The organism is Colwellia sp. C2M11 (assembly GCF_018860915.1).
In the GTDB taxonomy this organism is placed as follows: domain Bacteria; phylum Pseudomonadota; class Gammaproteobacteria; order Enterobacterales; family Alteromonadaceae; genus Colwellia.
Genome location: NZ_JAHKQD010000032.1, coordinates 1 through 22,740 on the forward strand (window position 1 = coordinate 1; position 22,740 = coordinate 22,740).

18 protein-coding genes and 2 pseudogenes are annotated in these 22,740 nt (G+C 35.8%); 11 read left to right on the forward strand and 9 right to left on the reverse strand.

Going from position 1 to position 22,740, the window contains the following annotated elements; genetic code table 11:
* From KO509_RS08780 to KO509_RS18015, 3 genes and pseudogenes are all read left to right on the forward strand, one after another.
* Positions 1-275, forward strand: a 275-nt coding sequence (locus KO509_RS08780) for a transposase (RefSeq protein ID WP_215972908.1), incomplete at its 5' end; no start/stop codon positions are given.
* Between the two features lie 31 nt (positions 276-306).
* Positions 307-450: a transposase gene (locus KO509_RS08785; RefSeq protein ID WP_215972909.1), complete on the forward strand. Its 144-nt coding sequence runs from the start codon at positions 307-309 to the stop codon at positions 448-450.
* Between the two features lie 176 nt (positions 451-626).
* Positions 627-859: pseudogene (locus KO509_RS18015) on the forward strand (transposase); the annotation flags it as partial.
* Positions 860-1,041: 182 nt separating this feature from the next.
* Here the strand turns inward: KO509_RS18015 and KO509_RS08795 are convergent.
* From KO509_RS08795 to KO509_RS18270, 4 genes are all read right to left on the reverse strand, one after another.
* Positions 1,042-2,646 carry a methyl-accepting chemotaxis protein gene (locus KO509_RS08795; protein ID WP_215972910.1) on the reverse strand — a complete coding sequence of 535 codons (1,605 nt, stop codon included), beginning with the start codon at positions 2,644-2,646 and terminating at the stop codon, positions 1,042-1,044.
* A gap of 82 nt (positions 2,647-2,728) precedes the next feature.
* On the reverse strand, positions 2,729-3,139 hold the full coding sequence (locus KO509_RS08800) for a phosphate ABC transporter substrate-binding protein (protein WP_215972911.1): 411 nt from the start codon (positions 3,137-3,139) through the stop codon (positions 2,729-2,731).
* A gap of 11 nt (positions 3,140-3,150) precedes the next feature.
* Complete coding sequence (locus tag KO509_RS08805) at positions 3,151-4,356, reverse strand: porin (RefSeq protein ID WP_215972912.1); 1,206 nt, start codon at positions 4,354-4,356, stop codon at positions 3,151-3,153.
* Between the two features lie 148 nt (positions 4,357-4,504).
* Entirely contained in the window at positions 4,505-4,738 is a 234-nt protein-coding gene (locus KO509_RS18270) for a transposase (RefSeq protein WP_215972913.1), read from the reverse strand.
* Positions 4,739-5,055: 317 nt separating this feature from the next.
* On the opposite strand from KO509_RS18270, the pseudogene KO509_RS08815 reads away from it, so the two are divergent.
* The 5 genes and pseudogenes from KO509_RS08815 to KO509_RS08835 form a co-directional block, all read left to right on the forward strand.
* A pseudogene (locus KO509_RS08815) lies at positions 5,056-6,047 on the forward strand (IS3 family transposase); the annotation flags it as partial.
* 40 nt (positions 6,048-6,087) lie between these two features.
* Positions 6,088-6,234, forward strand: a complete 147-nt coding sequence (locus KO509_RS08820) for a hypothetical protein (protein WP_215972914.1) — start codon at positions 6,088-6,090, stop codon at positions 6,232-6,234.
* A 385-nt stretch (positions 6,235-6,619) separates the two neighbouring features.
* On the forward strand, positions 6,620-9,439 hold the full coding sequence (locus KO509_RS08825) for a TonB-dependent receptor (protein WP_215972915.1): 2,820 nt from the start codon (positions 6,620-6,622) through the stop codon (positions 9,437-9,439).
* A 79-nt stretch (positions 9,440-9,518) separates the two neighbouring features.
* Entirely contained in the window at positions 9,519-11,024 is a 1,506-nt protein-coding gene (locus tag KO509_RS08830; RefSeq protein WP_215972916.1) for a tryptophan halogenase family protein, read from the forward strand.
* A 64-nt stretch (positions 11,025-11,088) separates the two neighbouring features.
* On the forward strand, positions 11,089-11,982 hold the full coding sequence (locus KO509_RS08835) for a hypothetical protein (RefSeq protein WP_215972917.1): 894 nt from the start codon (positions 11,089-11,091) through the stop codon (positions 11,980-11,982).
* Between the two features lie 32 nt (positions 11,983-12,014).
* On the opposite strand, the gene KO509_RS08840 is transcribed toward KO509_RS08835, so the two are convergent.
* The 5 genes from KO509_RS08840 to KO509_RS08860 form a co-directional block, all read right to left on the reverse strand.
* Positions 12,015-12,761, reverse strand: a complete 747-nt coding sequence (locus KO509_RS08840; RefSeq protein WP_215972918.1) for a FadR/GntR family transcriptional regulator — start codon at positions 12,759-12,761, stop codon at positions 12,015-12,017.
* Between the two features lie 162 nt (positions 12,762-12,923).
* Positions 12,924-14,093, reverse strand: a complete 1,170-nt coding sequence (locus tag KO509_RS08845; protein WP_215972919.1) for a mandelate racemase/muconate lactonizing enzyme family protein — start codon at positions 14,091-14,093, stop codon at positions 12,924-12,926.
* A gap of 36 nt (positions 14,094-14,129) precedes the next feature.
* Positions 14,130-14,780 carry a 2-dehydro-3-deoxy-6-phosphogalactonate aldolase gene (locus KO509_RS08850; RefSeq protein ID WP_215972920.1) on the reverse strand — a complete coding sequence of 217 codons (651 nt, stop codon included), beginning with the start codon at positions 14,778-14,780 and terminating at the stop codon, positions 14,130-14,132.
* Entirely contained in the window at positions 14,773-15,681 is a 909-nt protein-coding gene (locus KO509_RS08855) for a 2-dehydro-3-deoxygalactonokinase (RefSeq protein WP_215972921.1), read from the reverse strand. The genes KO509_RS08850 and KO509_RS08855 overlap by 8 nt, the downstream gene beginning before the upstream one ends.
* Before the next feature lie 56 nt (positions 15,682-15,737).
* On the reverse strand, positions 15,738-17,303 hold the full coding sequence (locus tag KO509_RS08860) for an MFS transporter (RefSeq protein WP_215972922.1): 1,566 nt from the start codon (positions 17,301-17,303) through the stop codon (positions 15,738-15,740).
* A gap of 215 nt (positions 17,304-17,518) precedes the next feature.
* Between KO509_RS08860 and KO509_RS08865 the strand changes: the two genes are divergently transcribed.
* From KO509_RS08865 to acnA, 3 genes are all read left to right on the forward strand, one after another.
* Positions 17,519-18,298, forward strand: coding sequence for a glucose 1-dehydrogenase (locus KO509_RS08865; protein WP_215972923.1), 780 nt, complete (start codon positions 17,519-17,521; stop codon positions 18,296-18,298).
* A 318-nt stretch (positions 18,299-18,616) separates the two neighbouring features.
* Positions 18,617-19,072 carry a winged helix-turn-helix domain-containing protein gene (locus tag KO509_RS08870; RefSeq protein ID WP_289847535.1) on the forward strand — a complete coding sequence of 152 codons (456 nt, stop codon included), beginning with the start codon at positions 18,617-18,619 and terminating at the stop codon, positions 19,070-19,072.
* A gap of 338 nt (positions 19,073-19,410) precedes the next feature.
* Positions 19,411-22,146 carry an aconitate hydratase AcnA gene (gene acnA / locus KO509_RS08875; RefSeq protein WP_215972925.1) on the forward strand — a complete coding sequence of 912 codons (2,736 nt, stop codon included), beginning with the start codon at positions 19,411-19,413 and terminating at the stop codon, positions 22,144-22,146.
* The last annotated feature ends 594 nt before the right edge of the window (positions 22,147-22,740 follow it).

Here is a 22,740-nt window from a genome sequence, read left to right on the forward strand (position 1 = left end):
CAGTTGTATTAATGGATGGTGCAAGTTGGCATCAGGAACATCTTAGTGACGGTTATGATAATTTATCAATCATACATATTCCGCCTTATTCACCGGAGCTAAACCCTATTGAGCAAGTTTGGTCATGGATGAGGCAAAATGAAATAGCAAATCGTTGTTTTAAAGATTATGAAGATATCGTTGATAAGTGCTCTCGTGCTTGGAATCGATTTAGAAGTAGTAAGGAGAGAGTCTTATCACTCTGTCATCGGGAGTGGGCTAATGTGAACAGCTAATTATCGGAATTGGTATAAGTTCTGGCTTAATGTGCTGACCGAACTTAAAAACAAAGGTATTCAAAACATACTAATTGCGTGTGTTGATGGCTTAAAAGGCTTTCTTGATGAAATCAATACTGCTTTTGAAAACACTCATATACAGCTATGCATTGTGTATATGGTGAGGAAGTAATTAAAATTCGTGCCTTACAATGATTATAAAGCGGTAACCAAAGACTTTAAGACTACTTTAATGAAGAGCAAGCATTAAGGCGTTAGAAGCATTTTCTGCTCGTTGAGGTGATAAATAACCAATAATATCAGCTTCTTGACGAAGACATAGGGAAAATTTCATTACCTTATTCATTTATCAGAAAGGCTATATATACAACGAATGCGATAGAATCATTAAATTATGTAAGACGAAAAGCAGTAAAAAATAGAAAGGTATTCCCAAACGATGATTCGGCTAAAAAATTATTTACTTAGCCATCACGCAAGCATCAAAAAAGTGGACTATGCCAATAAGAAATTGTAAGTCGGCCTTGAATCGATTTATGATTGAATTCGAAGACCGTATCTCGGACTATATTTTAAATTAGTACTTACATAGATATTGTGACAGAGTCTTCATGTTTAATGATTGCGGTGTTAGTATGCAACATGAAAGTTACCTTTTTGTGTTTTGATTAAAACCTCTATTAAAGCGGGTAACTCTAAACTTTGCAAGTTGATTCGTCAGTTTAAATTGATACTAAGACATATTAGGTTATATGTACTTATATTAGACTATAAATCGACTGACTAGACTAAACATTTTTTTACTTGAATTCTGAATTGACTTCCCTAAGGAAACTAATTTTTCACCATCTTTTAATGACTCTGCACTCATGTCTGTTAATAAGTTAATTGATTCATCAATTAACTTGCAGGTAACGGACTGTTCTTCTGTCGCTGAAGATATTTGATCATTTAATGATTGCATATCATATACCATTGACTTTATTTGTACTAATGCACTGCCTGTTGATTCAGTTGCTTGAACTGTTTTATTTGTGACAACTTCGCTTTGTTGCATTGATTCAACAACTGTGCTTGATGATGAGATAAGCTCACTCAATAAAGTTTGGATTTCAACCGTAGATTGATGAGTTCTATTGGCAAGGTTTCTTACTTCATCAGCAACAACAGCAAAGCCTCGCCCTTGCTCTCCAGCACGAGCAGCTTCAATAGCGGCATTAAGAGCAAGTAAGTTTGTTTGCTCTGCAATACCTTGAATAGTATTTAGAATACCGTTCACATTGCCCACTTGTTTTTTAAGTTGATTTATATTAGTTGAAGTAACACATATTTCTTTTAATAAATTATTAATAAAACCAATAGATTCTTTTGAACGTTCATTACCATCATCAGCTGATATCGTAATCTTCTGTGCCAATGCTGAAGCATTAGTCGAGCTTTCTGTAATATAACCAACACATGTTAATAATTCTCTTACAGCTGTTGTCGAAACTTGAATTGATTCGTTTTGATTATTACTTTGAGTATTAGCTTTGTTGGTGCTTTGAAATAATTCTGCCGAGATACTTTCAAATGTTTCAGTTGTCTGAACTACTTCTGATATTATATTGTGTAGTTGCTCGACAAATTTATCAAAACTATCTGCTAACTCACCTAATTCATTTTTATCCTTATAATTTAGTCGCTTGGTTAAGTCTCCATTACCATCAGAAAATTCTACTAATGATTTTGTTATTAATCTGATATTATTTACAACATTTTTACTTAACAGCCAATTATAAATAAATAAGCATACAACCCAAATGGTCGATATTATCGCAGTAAGCCAACGTGTATAATTTGCATCATTTTCGATTTTTAAAACACTATCTGTTAATTGATTATCCGCCAGCAGTTCTAATTCATCGAATGATCTTTTTAAATTTACAAGTATTTCATTGTTTCTCTGAGCTGATTCTTGGAGAATATTAATATCTACATTACCATCAATAAAGTTATTAGCGAGTTCTATACTGCCCTTATAATAAATTATAAATTGTTGAGATATTTCTTCAACAGTATCTGAAACGGCACTATTTTTAATAATATTTAAGTTTCTAGTAATATTAACTGAAAATTGAGTGGTATCATCTAATATGTCACTATCACTTATAGTGACACTACTATTAATAGTTGATTCTAATTGACCTAAATAAAGTTTACTTTCTTTAATCGCAATTAATGCAGGGTAAAAGCTTGACTTTATTAATTGTACATTGTTTGTCATCGAAGAAAAAGCAAAGTGGTTAATACTAAAAACCGTTATAAAACCAGCTAAAGCTGCAAACGATACTGATATGATTTTTTGTCTTATAGAGAAATAGAACATAGACTTTTTTATTCCTTAATAGCCACCAACAACTTATGCTATGAATATATGAACGTACAGAGCATAAGTTGAATTTTTTAATTTATTTGGCTAGCACAACAATACCATCGGTAACTTCTGAACTATCGATATATCCAATAAGGCCAGGGTTAGTCGAAATCATATTAATAATTTCTTCACTATTAGATACTTCTTCTGGCATTTTACCTTTACCAGTAAACACTAGTCGAGTCCAATATGAACTTAATTGAGCTTGTGTTTTTTTAGTGAATTTAGAGTGAAAGGCCTCTCTAACTGGGCTGTCTTTTGCTTGTTCAATAACAGCAATTTTTGTGCCATCAGGTAGTGATTTACGCTTACCTAAGAATAAGTTCTTTACTTCACTAGCACTTAATGTAGATGTTATGCTTGTGTTTCCTATAACAACAACTTCAGCTTGCACGAATGCTGCTTGTAAATAAAGAGCGCTTGCTAATATTAATAATTTTTTCATATTTATATTCCTTAAAAAACAGCTTGTAAACTAACGCTATATAATGTGTTGTCATTCTTTTGTATTTTTTCATAAATAGTATAATTTTCAACATCATAACGTTCAGCTTGGACTTTAATAGCTAAGTTGCTAGAAATATCGTAACGTGCTCCAACTGAAATAATACTTTGCTCAGCCGTTTTAGCATTAAAAAAGGATTGCTCTGTACCATCAGTATGAACGTAGACATTAGCTCCTTTAAAGCGCTTGCTGTCATCCAGTGTTTCTCTGTATTGATACATTACATAAGGAGTTATTGCATCGAAACGGTAACCTACAGACGCATAGTATTTACCGTTGTCTGATTTTCCGCCAGTTGCTGTTTCAAAAATAGTTTCAATGTCTACTTTCCACTCACCATCATCATAACCATACCCTAAAGAGTAGAATGTTTGACGGTAGCCGGCTTGGTATCCATACGCATGAAGTGTTGGTTTTCCATTAGTTTTTATAGACAGAAAGTCTTCTAAGTCACCAGGTTCTGTACGTGTAGTGACACCCATTTTATATAAATGTTCATTGATGCTATATGTAGCGTGAATGCCCATAAGATCATCAATGATAAAGTTTTTATTGCTATTTGAAGCTGCTTTAGCACGAAGATCTTCATTTTGACCATAAAAAGCTTGAACTTGAATAGTTCCATCACCTACATAAAAATCTTGTAATATTTCAAGACCGGTATAACGCTGAACTTTATTATTTGCGTAAACAAGTTCAGGAGCACGTAACCATAGTTGTGCAAAACCGGTATCCTTATAATCACTATCTTTATAAAGAGGAACACGTAATATACCTGCGCGAATTTTTGTCTGATCTGTTAATTGGTAAGTTAAATAGGCTAAATCTACACCAAATGCTTCATCATAATCACGACTTTCGGCATAAAACTTTGTTAGTAATGTAAAATCTAATTTTTCAGTTGCCTTAAAGTCAATTTGAACACCACCCCATGTTTCAGCAGTTACACTAAAATCTTCATAGCCATCAGTGTTAGAAGCAAAATATATAGATTTCTTTGCTTTACCAGCCGTAAGGTTCAAATATCCAGAAATTTTAACTTTATCTAGCTTTTCAATAATATTATCAATACGACTATCCTTATTTGCATATGCCGTAAAGGTAGGCTGAACCAATAAACAAGACGCGATGAGTGTGTATTTTAATTTTCTATTCATTTAATATATCCATCAATGTTGAAAAACACAAACATCATACCAATGCATTTGAATCATGTAAAATAAATTATTATCTAGAAGGTATACTAAAGCAAGCTTGAATTAAATCATCTAACCTCTAGTTAAGCCTTGAGCATAGCATTCTTATTTACCTCATTAATGCTAAGGGTAGCTTATTTTCTTTATTCAATAAGGCACTAAGTCGGCAAGTAAGTTCATTAGGGGCGTGATGATCCGTTATACCACCAAATTTTTTGTGTCTAGCTATTCTAAAGTTATTGCAAACTTTGATGCTTGTAGAGTCAATGAATTTAATACCTGTAGGTTTACCTTTTAATATCGAAAAATAGCTATAAAGTAGAACGATAGCTTTAGGCGTCACTTCAAAAATCGAGTGTAACTCAAGAAGCTTGGAGAATGAGAGCGGTAAAATTTAGCGATATAACCTTTATAATAATTCTTAAAGTCGCGATGATTAGAGGTATGAAAGGCAATATGGATAGTGATAACCTCACTCATCGCCATGCGGCTGGGGCCATTTCGCTTCATATCCCTCTTAGTAATCAATTATTTTTTCCATTGCTGAAGAAATACGCATAAAAACCATCGATGTCACAGAATGTTTCAGTTAGTGTGTTCATGCCTTTATCTTATTATCTTGTCTCGTCCTGATATGTGTTTACATATTTAGGACTTATTATGAACAACTCAATCCCGACTAAGGGTAAACGAACACAACGAGATTACTCACTAGGCTTTAAATTACAGGTTGTTGCCGCGGTAGAAAAAGGCGACATGACCTATAAACAAGCAAAAAAAATTCTATGGCACTCAAGGTCGCTCAACCGTACTTACTTGGTTAAGAAAACACGGTAAGATGAACTGGACTCAACCAGTGATACTGACTATGCCTAAAACTCCAAAAGCCAAAGAAACACCAACCAAAAAAATAAAGCGGCTTGAACGAGAGCTTAACGATGAGCGTATGCGCAATTAATTGCTCAATGAAGTGGTCAATATTATGGGTGACGAGCATGGAGCAGGCCTTAGAAAAAAGTATATAACCAAGGAGCAATAAGCATTCAAGCACAAAAAATATTAAGTTTGAGTCGAGCGTCTAAGCTACTTGGCATAACCAGGCAGGCTATCAGGCTATCTATCAACGTGCACAAAGAGAGACTTCACGCTCGCTTGAGTTGGCCTGCGTCAAGAAGATGGTATTAGAAGTCCGTCGTTTCATGCTACGTTTAGGAGGAAAGAAGTTGTACTTTTTACTCAAAGAGAAGTTCATTGAGCAAGGTATAAAACTTGGCCGAGATAACTTCTTTAACTATTTAAGAGGTGAAAACTTATTAGTCAAGCCTAAGCGTAGTTACACTAAAACCACTCACAGTAACATTGGATAAAGAAACATCCTAATTTACTGAAAGACTTAGCACCTCAAGCACCAGAGCAAGTGTTTGTCAGTGACATTACTTATGTGAAATCTGCTCAAGGCGTACATTATTTGTCATTAGTCACGGATGCTTATAGCCGCAAAATCATGGGGCATGGGGTATGAACTCAGTGATGAAATGAAAGCAACGGATGTCGTTAAAGCACTCGATATAACGGTGAATAATCCTCAGCATGAGTACAGTGCTATTCATCACCCGGATAGAGGGTTGCAATATTGCTCAGAGGTATACCAAGACAAATGACCGTAAAAGTGCATTATATACAGTCAGACCTTTGAGTTGCCAACATCAATTAGTCTTAGGTCAAATCCCGGTTGATAGAGAAACCAATGAAATAATAGCAAGCCCAGAGCTATTAGCGATGTTGGATATTGAAATAGCATTATTACGCTTGATGCGACTGGATGTCATCCAGACATAACACACCAAATAATTAAACAAAAAGCAAATTATATTCTTTCACTTAAAGGCAGCTGCTCAAACATGCAAAGATAACCAGAAACTTGGTGACATAAAACTAAACGAGAATATTTATCAATAGATAATTACACCAAATGTACGACAACCAACTCAGAGCATGGTCGAATTGAGACACGAACTTACCAACAGCGATTAATTTATAAAAGTTGGTTAGGCAAAACCTTCCAGTGATCAGAATTAAAATACGTTAGCCATGCATGATAAATTTAGTAAATAAAAATTATAGCTTTCTTTATTTTTATGGCTTGATAACACAATAACAAACGTAGTATGTTTATACTTGTATGATCATAAAGTAAAAATACAATCTATAAATAAGGGAGAATATGAAAAAACATAACAAATTTCGATTATTACCACTAACACTTGCCATTGCTACCGCAATCAACTCTTACGCAGTCATCGCAGAAGAAGAACAAGTAGATAATACTGAAATAATTCAAGTAACAGGCATCCGAAGCAGTTTAACGGAATCGCTAGAAAATAAAAAAAATGCCTCTTCAATTCAGGACAGCATTGTTGCTGAAGATATAGGTAAGTTTCCTGACCAAAACGTTGCTGAATCATTGCAACGCATTAGTGGGGTTATGATTTCACGAACGAATGGTGAAGGGTCGAAAGTAACGGTTAGAGGTATGGGACCAAAGTTTAATGCCGTAAAAGTCAATAACAGAACAATAGCTACGACAGATCGTGGACGAGAATTTGATTTCCAGGCATTACCTTCTGAATTAATCTCTGGTGCTGATGTTATTAAAGCATCACGTGCTAACATTGCAGAAGGTAGTTTAGGTGCTTATATAAATGTTAATACTGCACGACCTCTAAATAGCTCTGGATTTAATGCCGTTGGCTCTTTGGACGCAGTATATAATGATTTAACTGGGGATTATGATCCTAAAGGTTCTGCAATTATCAGTAACACTTTCTTAGATAACACAATAGGAGTGTTGTTTGGGTATACCCAACTGTCAACAACCAACAGAATTGATGCTGCAGGCACCACTCATTGGTCATCTTTTCAAGCTGACAACAAGTCAGTAGCCCCAGGCCCAATAACAGATGAAGTAGGAAATAATATTGAAGAAGGAACCATTTGGTATCCTGGGCGTGCAACATACACAATAGATACAGAAAAGCGTAAACGAACGAGTACTAACTTAACATTACAATGGGCACCTAATAACGATACAACTCATACATTTGATGCTTTATATTCTGATTTAAGTCGACAAGCATTAAGCAATGGTATGCAGGTACCACTGCATTTTTCAGGTTGGGAAGATGTTATTGTTTCTGAAAACATGACTGCCCTTAAAGCCACAAAATCAGCAAGCCCTATTGACGGTTTATTCCAAGAACGAGGTCAAGATTCACATACAATTGCTCTAGGACTAAATAGTATATACTTTGTTGATAAATGGACTATTTCTACTGACATTTCCTACTCTAAAGCTAGCGCAGATCAACGTGGAAATACGCTAGTTACAAATTTTGTTAATAATAATGTAGATCAAAGCGTAAAACCTGGAGACGAAGGTTATCAACCGGATCAGCAAAATGGGTTTATTGTTGGCCAAGATTATATTGAATTTGACAGTCGAAATGGGGATGTCATTGATATCAGCTCTACTATTGATTATGCAGATCCAGCGTCGGTACGTACCCATTGGAATGATATTCAGCACAATGAAGTTGAAGATGAGATTCTAGAATTAAAATTAGATGCTAATTACGAAGTCGATAATGGTTTTATTAGCTCTGTCGATTTTGGCTTAGCCTATACGGATAGAGAAAAATCACAGGCGTTCTATGGTATAGATGGCTGTGGAGCCACAGTTAGTACTTGTGGAAACTTCTTAGACCTTGAAGATAGTTTGTTTGCTATTAATGATACTAGTGACTTCTTAAGTGATGTTAAAGGTGATATTCCACGAGAATTTGTGTTGATTAATAATATTAACGATTATAAAAATTCTATTGGTGAAATTCGTGGCGAACCTAATTGGACTCAAGAAATATTAAGACCTGAGCGCTCAGTCGCAAATACTGAAGAAATTTTAGCTGCATATGGCCAATTAAATTTAGTGGGTGAATTCGACAGTTTCTCATGGAGTGGGAATATTGGTCTACGTTACGTTGATACACAAAATTCTTCCTCTGGCCATAGTATTGAACGCTTATCTTTGATAGAGAAACCAGTACAAGATGGTGGAGGCCTAGCACTAGAGGCAGAGTATTCAGATCCCGCAGTTATTCAAGTGACAACTGATTATCAAAAATGGTTGCCCAGTTTCAATATTAATATGGATTTCGGTTCAGGATTTTTTATTAAAGCAGCTGCTGCTAAAGTTATTGCAAGACCCGCTTTAGAAGATACTGGCGTAAATAAAGTTTATCAACAAAATCCTCGTGCAGGCGATCTAGCAACGAGTGGTGGAAATCCTTATTTAAACCCTTATGAAGCAAATCAATTCGATACTTCATTTGAATATTACGATGAATCAGGCAATGCTTATTCATTGGGATTATTCTACAAAGACATTACTAATTTTATTTCAACACAAACTACAAGCGTTGATACAGGCCTAGTTTTAGATGGTTGGGGTTCAGTTTATGAAGCTATCACACAAAAATCTAATCGCAGTGGCGGCTCGGTGAGTGGTTTTGAACTCGCAGGTCTTCATTACTTTGATTATTTACCGGGTTGGTTAAGTGGCTTTGGTGTACAAGCAAACTACACATTTACCAGTAGTAAAGATGATGACGCGACAGAATTTGAACGGCCAAATGTTCAATCTCCTAGTAGTGGTTTAGAAGGGTTTTCTGAAAACTCATATAATATCATTGGTTTTTATGAAGTTGATGGTTTTCAAGTTCGTGCAGCTTATAACTGGCGAGAAGGATTTTTAGCTTATCGTTCAGGCCCTAGAATTGGCAGTAACGGCTTACCGCAGCATACAGATGATTACGGTCAAGTTGATTTAAGTACATCTTATGATATTAATGAAAAACTGACTATTTCTGCTGAAATAATTAATGCTACCAATGCTAATATTCTAGAATACGCTGATGTTAGAGAACGTGTCACCACACTTCAATATACAGGGCGTCGATATCAAATAGGTATCACGGCTAAGTTTTAATTAAACAGAGTGTAAGCCTCGTTAATCAAGGATGATAACGAGGCTTAATTAACGATACCTAAGTGAAAGGCAAATACACATGGAAAAAACAAAACCTGACCCTCTCAAATCCTATGTAATTGTTGGTGGAGGGACTGCTGGTTGGATATCTGCTGCAGTCTTATCAAGAGCACTTACAAACACAAAGTCTAATATCACCATTATTGAATCGCCAAATGTACCAACAATAGGCGTTGGTGAAGCGACTATTCCTTCAATTATTGATCTTTTAGAGTATCTTCGTATTCCATTAAAGGAGTTTATTCTAGCAACAAACGCAACCTTTAAATTAGGAATTAAATTTATTGATTGGCAAAAAAAAGGGCATCATTATTGGAACCCTTTTGGAGGGATTGGTAATAAAATCGATGGTAAGCCTTTTTATCAACACTTCCTAAAACATCAATTTGAACAGAACAAATATAATTTCACTGACTTCTCGCCAGCAGCAGCCCTAGCAAAAGAAAATAAATTTTATCTACCCAATCCTAATGTCAAAAATAATCTTTCATCATCAAGTTACGCTTTACATTTTGATGCTTCCTTGGTTGCTAAATATTTAACTAAGTATTGTAAAAATAAAGGTGTAAATTTGATTAAAGGGCATGTTGAGTCGACAGAGTTAAATCAAAAGGGACATATTGATAAACTAATATTCAACGATGGTGAAAAATTAACAGGTGATTTTTTCATTGATTGTAGTGGACAAAAAGCACTGTTAATACATAAATCATTACGGGTAGGTTATGAAGATTGGCAACACTTTTTACCTGTCAATAAAGCAGTAACAGCACAAACAAATACTGAATTATCTATACCGCCATATACACAAGCTACCGCTCATGAACACGGTTGGCGATGGAAAATACCATTACAAAATAGAATTGGAAATGGCTATGTTTACTGTAGTGACTATTGTAGTAACGATGAGGCATTAACGTTATTAAAAAAGAATTGTTCTTCCTTTATCACTGAACCTAAATTTTTAAGTTTTACTACAGGAAAACGCGATAAAATTTGGCATAAAAACTGTTTAGCTGTTGGCCTATCATCTGGCTTCCTTGAGCCTTTAGAGTCTACTAGTATCTATTTAATCATGAAAACCATGCTTAATTTTGTACAAAACATGCCAAATAAAAGTTTCGACCAACCACCTATAGATGAATTTAACCGCTTAATTGATAATGAATACCACACCATTAGAGATTTTATTGTTTTACATTATTGTACTAGCAAACGAACAGATTCAGCTTTTTGGCAAATGTGGCATCACATAGATATTCCCAAAACCTTGCAGACTAAAATTGAATTATTTAAATGCCAAGGAAAATTATACGAAAATCACTATGATCTATTTTCTGCAGACAGTTGGTATTGTGTTTTAGAAGGTATGGGCGTCAGACCCCAAAGCTATGATCCACTTATTGATGCCTCTAATTTTAAAAAAATAGAACAAGCATTTGTATCGAGTGTTACTGAATTATCAAAAAGTATAGGTAAAACATTAAGTCATGATGAATTTATTAGTAAGCTTAGAATATCTTAACAATGCTGATACAATATCATGGATGATTGAATATGAATTCTCATGCATAGTAAGTAGAATATAAATGAAAAGAAAATATCTGTTCATAATAATAGTTTATATTATCGCTGCAAATAATCCCAAGTCACTAGCCTCTGATAGCTCTATTGCGGATAATATTATCTCAATTAGCTCAGGAGTCTTTTTCAAAAGTTACCAAAAAAACAGTACTGTTTTACAAGGTGATATTTGTCAAAATTTACAGTATTATTCATTCAAGAAAAATATAGACCGATTACTAATAGACATGAAAGTTACCTGTCTCGCATTTAAAGAATTAGGTTTGAAACTAAACATAGACTTAATACCATTCCCTAATATTTTACGAGCAATAGCGATGGTCGAATTAGGTAAAGTTGATACAATAGCACCAACCGTTTGGCAATCATTAATTAACAAAAGTACCTTGCACTCTTCTATTGAAGTAATAAGAAAAGGCGAATATGAAAAAGGGATATATGTTAACAAAAATCACCCACTATTATCATTACCTAGCAATGAAATTGATTTAAATAACTATACGGGAATAACCCTAAGCTCTTGGCCTCATGATCTTGAAATATTGAATCAACTAACATCTAAAATAGCTCCATTATCACATGTCCCTTCTTTACCCTTAATGCTTAAATATAAAAGGGCTGACTTTATGCTTTCAGATTTCCCTAATCTTGGCAGTCTTAATTATCAAATATCAGAAATGAACATAGTGCCAATGGCAGGTATGAAAGTCATTATTTATGATAGTCGACATTTTATCGTGACTAACAAAACAGAAAATGGTGACAGGTATTATAAATATTTAAATGAAGGGTTAAAGGCATTACGAAACAAAGGTATCATTAACAAGACCTATGCAGAAATGGGATTTAATAATAAACAAACAGAAAATTGGCAGATATTAAACGCTGAGGTGAAATAAACACCCCAACGTCAATAATATTGATATGAGCGTTAACGTCTAAAACTATCACCGAAAGCTTCTTGTAAGCGTCTAATCGCGTCATTTAATAGTTTTTCAGTCAATTGTTCGGCTAATCTACCATTCTTATCGGCAATGGCTTGATAAACCTCACGATGAAAGGAAACAGATGAGCTGTTTTCTCTAGGATCACTATTCGTAATCTGAACGCTAATTAATAACGCTGAATAGATAACGCCTTCCATTGCCGTTAAATAATCATTTTTTGCCGCTCTTAATACAGAACGATGAAAAAGTGCATCAGCAATAATAAACTTCTCTACTGAGCCCTTTTCAAGCTCCATGCCAATACAAGCAGCTTCAATCTCAGCTAGTGTTTCAGGAGTAGCACGCTCAGCAGCCCATCGTGCGGCTTTAGGTTCAAACGCTAAACGAATATCCATCAATTGACTAATATAGTCTTTATTTGGTGGCGCATTTACATGCCAAGCAAGCACATCGTCGTCCCAAAGAATCCATTGGTTTCGAGGTTTAACGCGTGTGCCAATGCCTCGACGAACATCTAGTAAACCTTTCCCAACCAATATTTTAACTGCATCACGAATAACAACTCTACTTACCTGATACCGATCTGTTAAAGTCGCCTCATCATCGATTAGCGTTCCTTCTTCAATAGTACCAGCAACAATTCGTCGCCCAAGCTCTCTTGCCACTTGGATAGGCATACTTGGCGTCATGGTTGCCGCACGTTTTAAATCGTAATAAACTAATTCACTCATAACAGTCACACAAACATTATATGTTTATAAAATTAATAAGAAAGAAATTGAATTCTACTTCAATAGGTAAAATAACACAATACAAAAATTTCAATTATCCCAAGTACTTAAGTAATAGATACTTTATACTCGATAAAAAACTGTTATTTGGGCTATAAACAATTACCAGTTAGTAACACTTCCGTCACCCCGGGTTAAATGCGGTGCTTCAGTAAACGTAGCACTTTGCTCGGCAATTTTATCTTCATTAACTTCCACACCTAAACCCGGTAACTCAGGAATAATAAAATTTGGTCCGTCCATGGTTGCTTGTACAGGGAATAATTCAGGATTATCAAAACCTAATTGCTCAAATGGAGATGAACGACATTCAAGCCAACTAAAGTTTGGTACTGCTGCAGCTAAATGAATTGAGGCAGCAGTACATATAGGCCCTAAAGGATTATGCATGACTAAATCAATATAATGTGCTTCAGACCAACCGGCAACTTTCAATGCTTCAGTAAAGCCACCCACGTTACAAATATCTAAACGATTATATTGCATCAATTCACGTTCTATAAATGGCATAAATTGCCATTTTGATGAAAATTCTTCACCAATAGCAAAAGGAATATTGGTTAGTTTTCGTAATGTTTCGTAGGCCTCTGGAGTTTCATCACGAATGGGTTCTTCTAAAAAGTCCAACGTCCCTGACGGAATTTTTTGGCACAAGGATGCAGCTTCAGCAACGCTTAAACGATGATGAAATTCTAAACCAAGTACAACTTCATGCCCTAATACTTCACGTGCTTTAATCAACCAAGGCACGGTAGTGTTAATAGATTGACGTGGTTCAAAATTTGCAACACCAGTACTGTTATACGCAGCACCCATACCGTCGGCTATAAAACGAATACACTTCCAACCCATTTCTTTAAGTTGAACGGCTTGCTCAATCATTAATTCACTTGGCTCTGCGGGTACTGTTGCAAAAGCAGGTACAACATCTCGTTGCTTGCCACCGATTAATTGATAAACGGGAACACCTAGTGCTTTACCTTTAATATCATGCAAGGCAATATCTATTGCCGCCATAGCAGCCGTAACAACACGACCCCCTTCAAAATAATGGCTTCGGTAACACTCTTGCCAAATACGACCAATATTCATTGGGTCTTGACCAATAATGAATTTAGAGAAATGCTCGATCATCACAGCAACAGCTTGCTCTCGAAAAGAAAAACCTGACTCTCCCCAACCATATATTCCGTCATCTGTATCAACTTTAACAATCAATTGATTTCGTGTGCCTACCCAAATAACGTAGGGCGTTATTGCAGTAATTTTCATAGCATTAACCTTATCTTATCTATTTTCTTATTTATATTACTTAGCTGACAGTTGCTTAAACGTAGTAACAAAAGCTTTAGCTGCTGTTCTAATCTCATCATCTGTCATTGTTGGTTTAAACAATGATGATCCTAAACCAAAGCCTTGAGCGCCTATATCCATCAACGGTTTCATGCTTGCCACTGAAGGATCTATCCCACCTACAGGAAAACATAATGTTTCTCTAGGTAATACTGAATTAAGTGCTTTAAAACCATCTAACCCAAGAGAAGAGACAGGAAATAGTTTTATGCCTGTCGCTCCATAAGCTAATGCAGAAAAAGCTTCTGTTGGGGTTACAATACCTGGAAAGGTAGCACAACCAGCTTGAACTGAAAGCTTAATGACGTCTTCATTCATGTTAGGTGTTACTACAAGGTTAGCCCCTGTAGCAATGACGGCTTTCGCCAGTTCAGGTGTTGTTACAGTGCCAGCGCCAACAAAGTATTGCTGTGTTTGGTTCGTTAAATAGTAATCTACAAGTTTTTTAATACTCACCAAGGCATCAGGGCTATTTAATGGAACTTCGATCATGGTAAACCCTTCTTCAATTAAAATTGAAGCCACTCGGATAACATTTTCAGGAAGAACACCACGTATAATTGCAATTAATGGGAATTGCTCGTTTATATTAAATTCTTTACGCATTATTTATCACCTTATTTAATTCAATCATTCCCGCAAGAAAACAGTCATCACCACTATAATAAGTAGATTCTATCGATAATATGTCGCATGCAACCTTATAGTTATCGCATAACTCACTACCACCTACCAAAAAAGTATGACTAAAACTTAGATTTTTCAATTCATTACCAATAAGTAAACCTGATAGATACTCTTTAACATGAGCGCGATTAACTTTATTAAATAACTGGTGTGTCCTGACAGTGAAAAGCGTATTCATTAATCTATTTGTTTGTCCTGCCTTCACCCCTAATATAAAAGTATTTTTATCTTTTTCCTGTTTAGGCAAACCTTTACCTAAAATACTATGTTCACTCAAAATCGAAAATAATTCACCGGTCATAAACGAAGACAATTCGGAAATCTCAGAATTTACAACTCTTACGTGTTTACTGTGTGTGCCAGGGAGTACGGCATTAAAAAGTGATTTGTTCACTAACTTAGCTAAACCAAAAACCTGAACCTCCTCACCTCTCATAACATCAAAGGAGCCTTCATTATTTTTATGGTTTACGCCTGGAATAATTGTAGCAGGCGCTCCCCACGGTAAAGTAAATGAGTGGGCTGTAGCTATTAATTTAGCTTTACTAGCATTTGTTTCAACATAATCGACATTGAACCAACCTGTTACAGAACCAACCATGCCAGCCATAAGAATAGGTAATTTTTTATATGACCGTAACCAATCAGCTAAAACATTTTCTAATGCTTTTGCAAAATTACCATCCGTAATATGAAGAAGACCCAATGGCAACTCCTGTTTTTTTAACAGCTTGTCATCATTACTCATGTGAAACACACGAAAATTAGTCGTGCCCCAGTCAACAATTAAATAACCGGCTGATAGTTTTGTTCTTTTCATCTTTATAATCTTCTTATTTGATCTGAAAGTTTAATGTTTAACTATATTAAAGGCACTTATGAGGTTACTAACTCTTTTTCTATCGCCTCAATCGTTTTTCCTTTAGTTTCTGGTAACATAAATGACATTATGATCAAGCCGACTAGACCAATCACGCCATAAATAAAGAAAATTGTTGAGACACCTAAATGCTCTAACTGCCACGGAAAAAATTCACTGACTGACCACGAAGAAATAGTTTGTACCAATGCAGCAAAAGGTAAAGCAACACTACGTACGTTGTTAGGAAATATTTCAGAGAAGATCACCCATAGAATAGGCCCTATTGATATATTGAATGCTGCTAAAAAAGCAAAGATTCCAAATAAAACCATTGGCACATTAATACCTTGAATACTTGAATTAATCACCGTACCGCTCAACAAAGGTAACTCTTTATTGGAAAATATTTTTGCTAATTCTGCTTTCAATTCAACATCGGTAGAATACGTTTTCCCCATCAAAGGCGCTAACCTTGAAATATTAATATTTTGTTGGCTCAGGTCTTGCTCAATCGCAACAAAAGTTTTTTCATCAAAAACATAGTTAGCTTGACTGAATCCAAACCAGGTAGAGCCATGAGCAACCACGACCAAAAACAACCCCGCTAAAGTGAGAAATCTTCTACCTAGTTTTTCAACAAAACTTATAGCAAAAATCGTAGACACAACACCTACTAATCCCATGATTACAGTTTGTAAAAAAGTATCTTGTACACTCATCCCTACTTGCTCGAAGACTAATGGCGCAAAAAATAATACAGCATTCATTCCTGTTGCCCCTTGAACAATCGCGTACACAATTGCAAGCGAAAGAACAAAACGCATTTTTTTACTAAATAGAATTTTTAACTGGGTAAAAGTATTATTTTTCTCTTGTGAACTAACACTTTCTTCAACATCAGAAATAATGTCATTAATTTGATTTTCGGCTACTGTTTTTATTAAAATAGCTTGGGCCTCATCACTTCTGCCTTTCATGATTAACCAACGGGGAGATTCAGGTATGAATAGAATAAGCGTGATCCAAACAGCATTAGCAATAAGCTCAGCACCAAGCATGTATCGCCATATATTTTCATTGGTTAACCATTGAATGTCATCCATCGCCTTAATGAGAAAATAATTTATTAAGAAAGCTAAAAGTAAACCAATCGCAATCATTAATTGGTTTGCTGATACATATTTTCCCCGTTTATCTGCTGGCGCTATTTCACCAATATACATAGCAGATACGGTAATTGATGCAAAAGCTACCCCGCCGATAAAACGACCAACGACAAGCATTTCATAATTAATAGCAAAAGCTGATAAGATTGTTGAAAGTGAATAGGTAATAGCAATGGCTAACAATACTTTTTTACGTCCAAAGCGCTCACATAATGTGCCCGTAATAAACAACGCAAATATAACACCAATTAACGCTATACCAGCAACGGTACCTGTTTGCTCACTTGTAAGCTCAAAAAGCGAACTAATAAAACGGATAGCTCCTGAAATATTTGCCGCATCTAAGCCGAAAACGAATCCCCCGAAAGCAGCAACTAATGAGTAAAAAGCTACATTTTTATCTATGCCTGTCATCATACATACCTATATATTTTCATTTAAATGAATATTATTTTTCATATCCTGGGCATAAATTTAACACCACACGGCCAAAGATACAATAAATATAAACATATGATGTTTATATTTTTGTGTTTATATATTATTATCACTGTATCTTTACTATTACATTCAAAAGTTAATTAGTTAACACCTTTGTTAGCTGTTGTTTTAAGGACTATAGGCTCAAAATGAATCCTCGTTTAAATAAGAAAGTTGTTATTGTTACAGGTGCCGCTGATGGTATAGGGCAAGCAATTGCTGAATTATTTTGTCAAGAAGGTGCTTTAGTATGTGTTGCAGATGTGAATGAAGCGCTCGGTGTTAAGGTTGCAGCGGAATTAGTTGCAAAAGGCGGGAAAGCCATTTTTGTCAAAACGGATGTAGCTAATATTGAATCTGTTCAAAATATGGTGAAAATAACGGTTGAAACACTAGGTAAGCCGAATATTTTGATAAATAACGCTGGTATAATTTATCAAAATAACTCCCCTTTAAATACCACTCAAGCACAATGGGATAAAAGCTTTAACGTTAATCTTGATGGTATGTGGCATTGTTGCAAAGAAGTATTACCTTTTATGCAAGCAGCAGGCGAAGGATCAATTGTAAATATTGGGTCGGTACACTCATTTAAAATTGTCCCAAATCATTTTCCTTATGCCGTTACTAAGCACGCTATCATTGGTTTAACTAAAAATTTAGCTGTTGAGTTTGGCGAGCATAATATTCGTGTTAATGCATTATGTCCTGGCATGGTTGAAACCCCCGCCGCTTTTCGTTGGTTTGAAGAATCAGGGGATCCAGTAGCAGCTCGAAAAGCCTTAGGCGATATCCATCCTTTAAGACGTAATGCTGCTTGTAAAGAAATAGCTTACCCTGCTCTGTTTCTAGCTTCTGATGAATCAAGCTTTATGACAGGACAAAGTATGATTGTCGACGGTGGACGCTCAGTAGTTTATCACTTATAATATTTGAATATAGAGTGGTTATAAAAATAATGGTATCTGGAGAAAATACTTTCCTATATTTTAATTAACAATAACTAATCGTCTTACCCATAAATATTACCTAGTGTTATTATGGAAATAGTAAACCATGATTAGACTCTTATCATGTAAAGATACTGCTGAGGGACAAACTTAAGTGGCAAAGAAGTCAATTTGAAGTCTTTGTCATTTACAAAAAAGTTATATTGATTTTATGATCTAATTGAACTTTATAATTATTAATTTTTCATAATGATTTCGAAAACTAGACAACTAGCTCGAAGCGCTAAAAATAGCCGCATGAGAAATCGCTACTTGGCGGTTTCTCACTTTGTTGATGGTAAGTCTAGAACAGAGATCGCAAAATACTTAAAGGTCGCCAGAGGCAGTGTAAATATTTGGGTTCACAAATATCTCAATGAAGGGATTGATGCCTTAAATGAAGGTCGTCATACGGGGCGCCCAACAAAATTGTCCGCAAAACAACTCGAACAACTAAGCAGTTTTATTAAAGAAAACAGTACTCTCGCTAATGGTGGACGCTTGCAAGCAAAAGATATTCAATCATATATTACAGAGCATTTTAGTGTTGAGTATGAAATGAGTAATATTTATCTGCTACTCCACCACTTAAATTTCTCATGGATAAACAGCCTCTCCATGCACCCGAAACAAGATGAAAGCGCTCAAGCGCTTTTTAAAAAGCTTCTTGATGGAAACGAGCCTTCACATTCCATGGAAGATACAGTTAGATAAAGTCGATGTGAGGCTTCAAGATGAATCGCGATTTGATCAGCAAAATACAACCATACGTGTTTGGGCAACTAATGGCACACGACCAAAAGTAGTAAGGCAGCAACAGTTCGGATATGTCTACCTATTCGATGCTATATACCCAGCTACACATACCCAATAACAGAGTGAATTTAGTTATGAATCGCTAAGGCTTTCTAAAACGAGTATATAACTAAAGCACGAGTATATATTTAAAGCAGTTGTTCACTAACAGGCAACAAATACTCTTGTATGTTAATGTAGATTTACTAAGCTTTAATGTGATCTATAAAGACACTTTTTAATGGAGGTAACGATTAATGACCAAATCAATACAATCTTTAAAGCCACTTGAAATTAATGGTGAAACTTACCACTACTATAGTTTTGACAGTTTGGCAGAAAAATATGATATTTCACGTTTACCTTTCGCAGCAAAAATTCTGTTAGAAAATTTATTACGACATGCCGAACATGATTTTGTACAGCAAGGTGATATTGAAACTTTAGCCAAGTGGGATGTAGATAACTGGCAGGATACTGAAATTTCCTTTGTGCCTTCTCGTGTAGTTTTACAAGATTTCACTGGGGTTCCTGCCGTAGTTGATTTAGCAGCTATGCGTGATGCCATCGTAAAAATGGGCGGCTCAGCAGACAAAATAAATCCGTTAAACCCTGTCGAGTTGGTTATTGATCATTCAGTGATGGTCGATGTCTTCGGTAAAGCCGATGCCATGGAACAAAACACTGCCATTGAGTTTCAACGTAATAAAGAACGCTATCAGTTTTTACGCTGGGGTCAGCAAAGTTTCGATAATTTTAAAGTAGTACCTCCAGGTCGTGGCATAGTCCATCAGGTTAATCTCGAATATTTGGCGCGAGTTGTTTTTAAAAAAATAGATGAAAATAATTTACTGTATCCTGATACTTTAGTTGGCACCGACTCTCATACCACCATGATTAACGGCCTAGGCGTTTTAGGCTGGGGGGTTGGCGGCATAGAAGCTGAAGCGGCGATGTTAGGCCAACCGGTTACTATGTTATTACCAGAAATAGTCGGTTTTGAATTAAAAGGTAAGCTACCTTCGGGTACTACCGCTACTGACTTAGTATTGACAGTAACCGAACAATTGCGTGCTGCCGGTGTAGTGGGTAAATTTGTTGAATTTTTTGGCTCTGGAGTAAATGAACTGACCTTAGCCGATAGAGCAACTATTGCCAATATGGCACCAGAATACGGGGCTACTTGCGGTATTTTTCCTATCGATAATCAAACCATCGACTATTTGCAATTAACAGGACGTGACAGCGAACATATTGAGCGCATAAAGCTATATTTAAAAACAATGGGGATGTGGGGTACTGAGTCTCAAGATAATGCGGTGTATAACAGTCGATTATCCCTGCAATTAGAAACGGTGGTGCCTTCAATTGCCGGTCCAAAGCGCCCACAAGATAGAATTTCACTAGACCACGCTGGTACGGCCTATCAAGACTGGTTAACATTACAACATGGCGTACAAAAAACCAGTTCAAACAAAGATGAAAGTGGCTTTGAAAGTGAAGGCGGCCAACCTTCAGTGTTATTACCAGCAAGTGACGAAGATCCTGGTATCCCCTGCAAGTATGGTGATGAAGAGTTTATATTGAAACACGGTTCGGTAGTGATTGCAGCGATTACCAGCTGTACTAATACCTCGAATCCATCGGTATTAATTGCCGCGGGTTTATTAGCCAGAAATGCTAGGCAGCGTGGATTAACCGTTAAACCTTGGGTAAAAACGAGCTTAGCGCCAGGCTCTCAAGTTGTCACAGACTATCTCCATAAGTCTGGTTTAAATGAAGACTTAGATGCCCTTGGTTTTCAACTTGTGGGGTATGGCTGTACCACATGCATTGGTAATTCAGGTCCTTTGCCCCTAGAAATTAGTGAAGCAATTCATCAAGGCGATTTGTCGGTGACTTCTGTGTTATCAGGTAATCGCAACTTTGAAGGACGTATTCATCCTGAAATACAAGCTAACTATCTAGCCTCACCTCCTTTAGTGGTTGCCTATGCATTAGCAGGTAATATGAAAATAGATATTACCACTGATTCTTTGGGTGATGATGACTCAGGCAACCCCGTTTATTTACATGACATATGGCCAGATAATCATGAAATTAAAGAAGTTATCAAAAACGTTATTGACAGTTCGATGTTTACTTCCCGTTATGCTGATATTTATAACGGTAATAAAGACTGGCAAAATATGGAGGTCGTCCAAAGCCAAAAATATGATTGGCCTGATTCTACTTACGTAAAATTACCGCCATTTTTTGATAATATTAGTGCCCAAATACCGGAAATTAAATCGATTGAAAATGCTCGATGTTTGTTAAAACTGGGCGACAGTGTCACCACAGATCATATTTCACCCGCAGGTTCAATTGCGCTAGATAGTCCCGCAGCTGAGTATTTAAAACAGGAAGGCGTGTCGGTCAAAGATTTTAATTCTTATGGCTCTAGGCGCGGTAATCATGAGGTAATGATGCGAGGTACCTTTGCTAATGTGCGTTTACGTAATTTGTTAGCTCCGGGCACCGAAGGTTGTTGGACTAGAATGATGCCATCAGGTGCAAAAATGAGTGTATTCGATGCTGCTATGCAATATCAACAGCAGAAGATTGCTTCAATTGTATTAGCCGGTAAAGAATACGGTACAGGTAGCTCACGTGATTGGGCTGCAAAAGGACCTGCATTATTAGGCGTAAAAGCAGTTATTGCACAAAGCTATGAACGTATTCATCGTTCAAACTTAGTTGGCATGGGCATATTACCATTGCAATTTATGTCTGATGATAGTGCTGATTCATTAAATATCACAGGTGAAGAAAAATTTAGTATTCCAGCGGTGAAAATAGGACAAAAAACAGTAACCGTATTTGTCACAAATGAGGATGGCAATCAGCGTTCATTTGAAGCGAAAATTCGAATTGATACACCAAACGAATTTAGTTATTACCAACACGGTGGCATATTGCATTATGTACTGCGTAACTTAGCTACCACATAAGTAGTTACTAATAAGTAGTTACTAATAAGTAGTTACTAATAAGTAGTTACTAATAAGTAAGTAGTCACTCAGTGATTATGGTCCTGAATCATAATCACTGAGCTCCATACTTGCTGTAACTTATTTAGTGGAGAGCATTCACTTCATAAGCACTGATGAAAACAGTAATGATTATCACTAACATTGTCAATGATATTTTAATATTTATTGTTTGTTTTTCAAATCGCCCGTAGGACAATAAAAAAATCAATAAATAAAACCTAAATAGGTATATTAATACTTATTTTATATTTTTCTATAAAGCTTTAAATTAGAGTGACTTAGATATTTTTGAATTGGTTTAGAGATTTATATATGATGAAAGCGAACTGAAGAGCTTAGTTTTATGCTTACTTAGTTTTTACTTAAATGAAGTTGGTTACGGGAGCCGGTATATTATGAAAGCGAACTGACGAGCTTAGTTTTTACTTAAGTGAAATTGGTTGCGGGAGCCGGTATATTATGAAAGCGAATTGACGAGCTTAGTTTTACTTAAGCGAAATTGGTTACGGGAGCCAATATATTATGAAAGCGAACTGACGAGCTTAGTTTTAC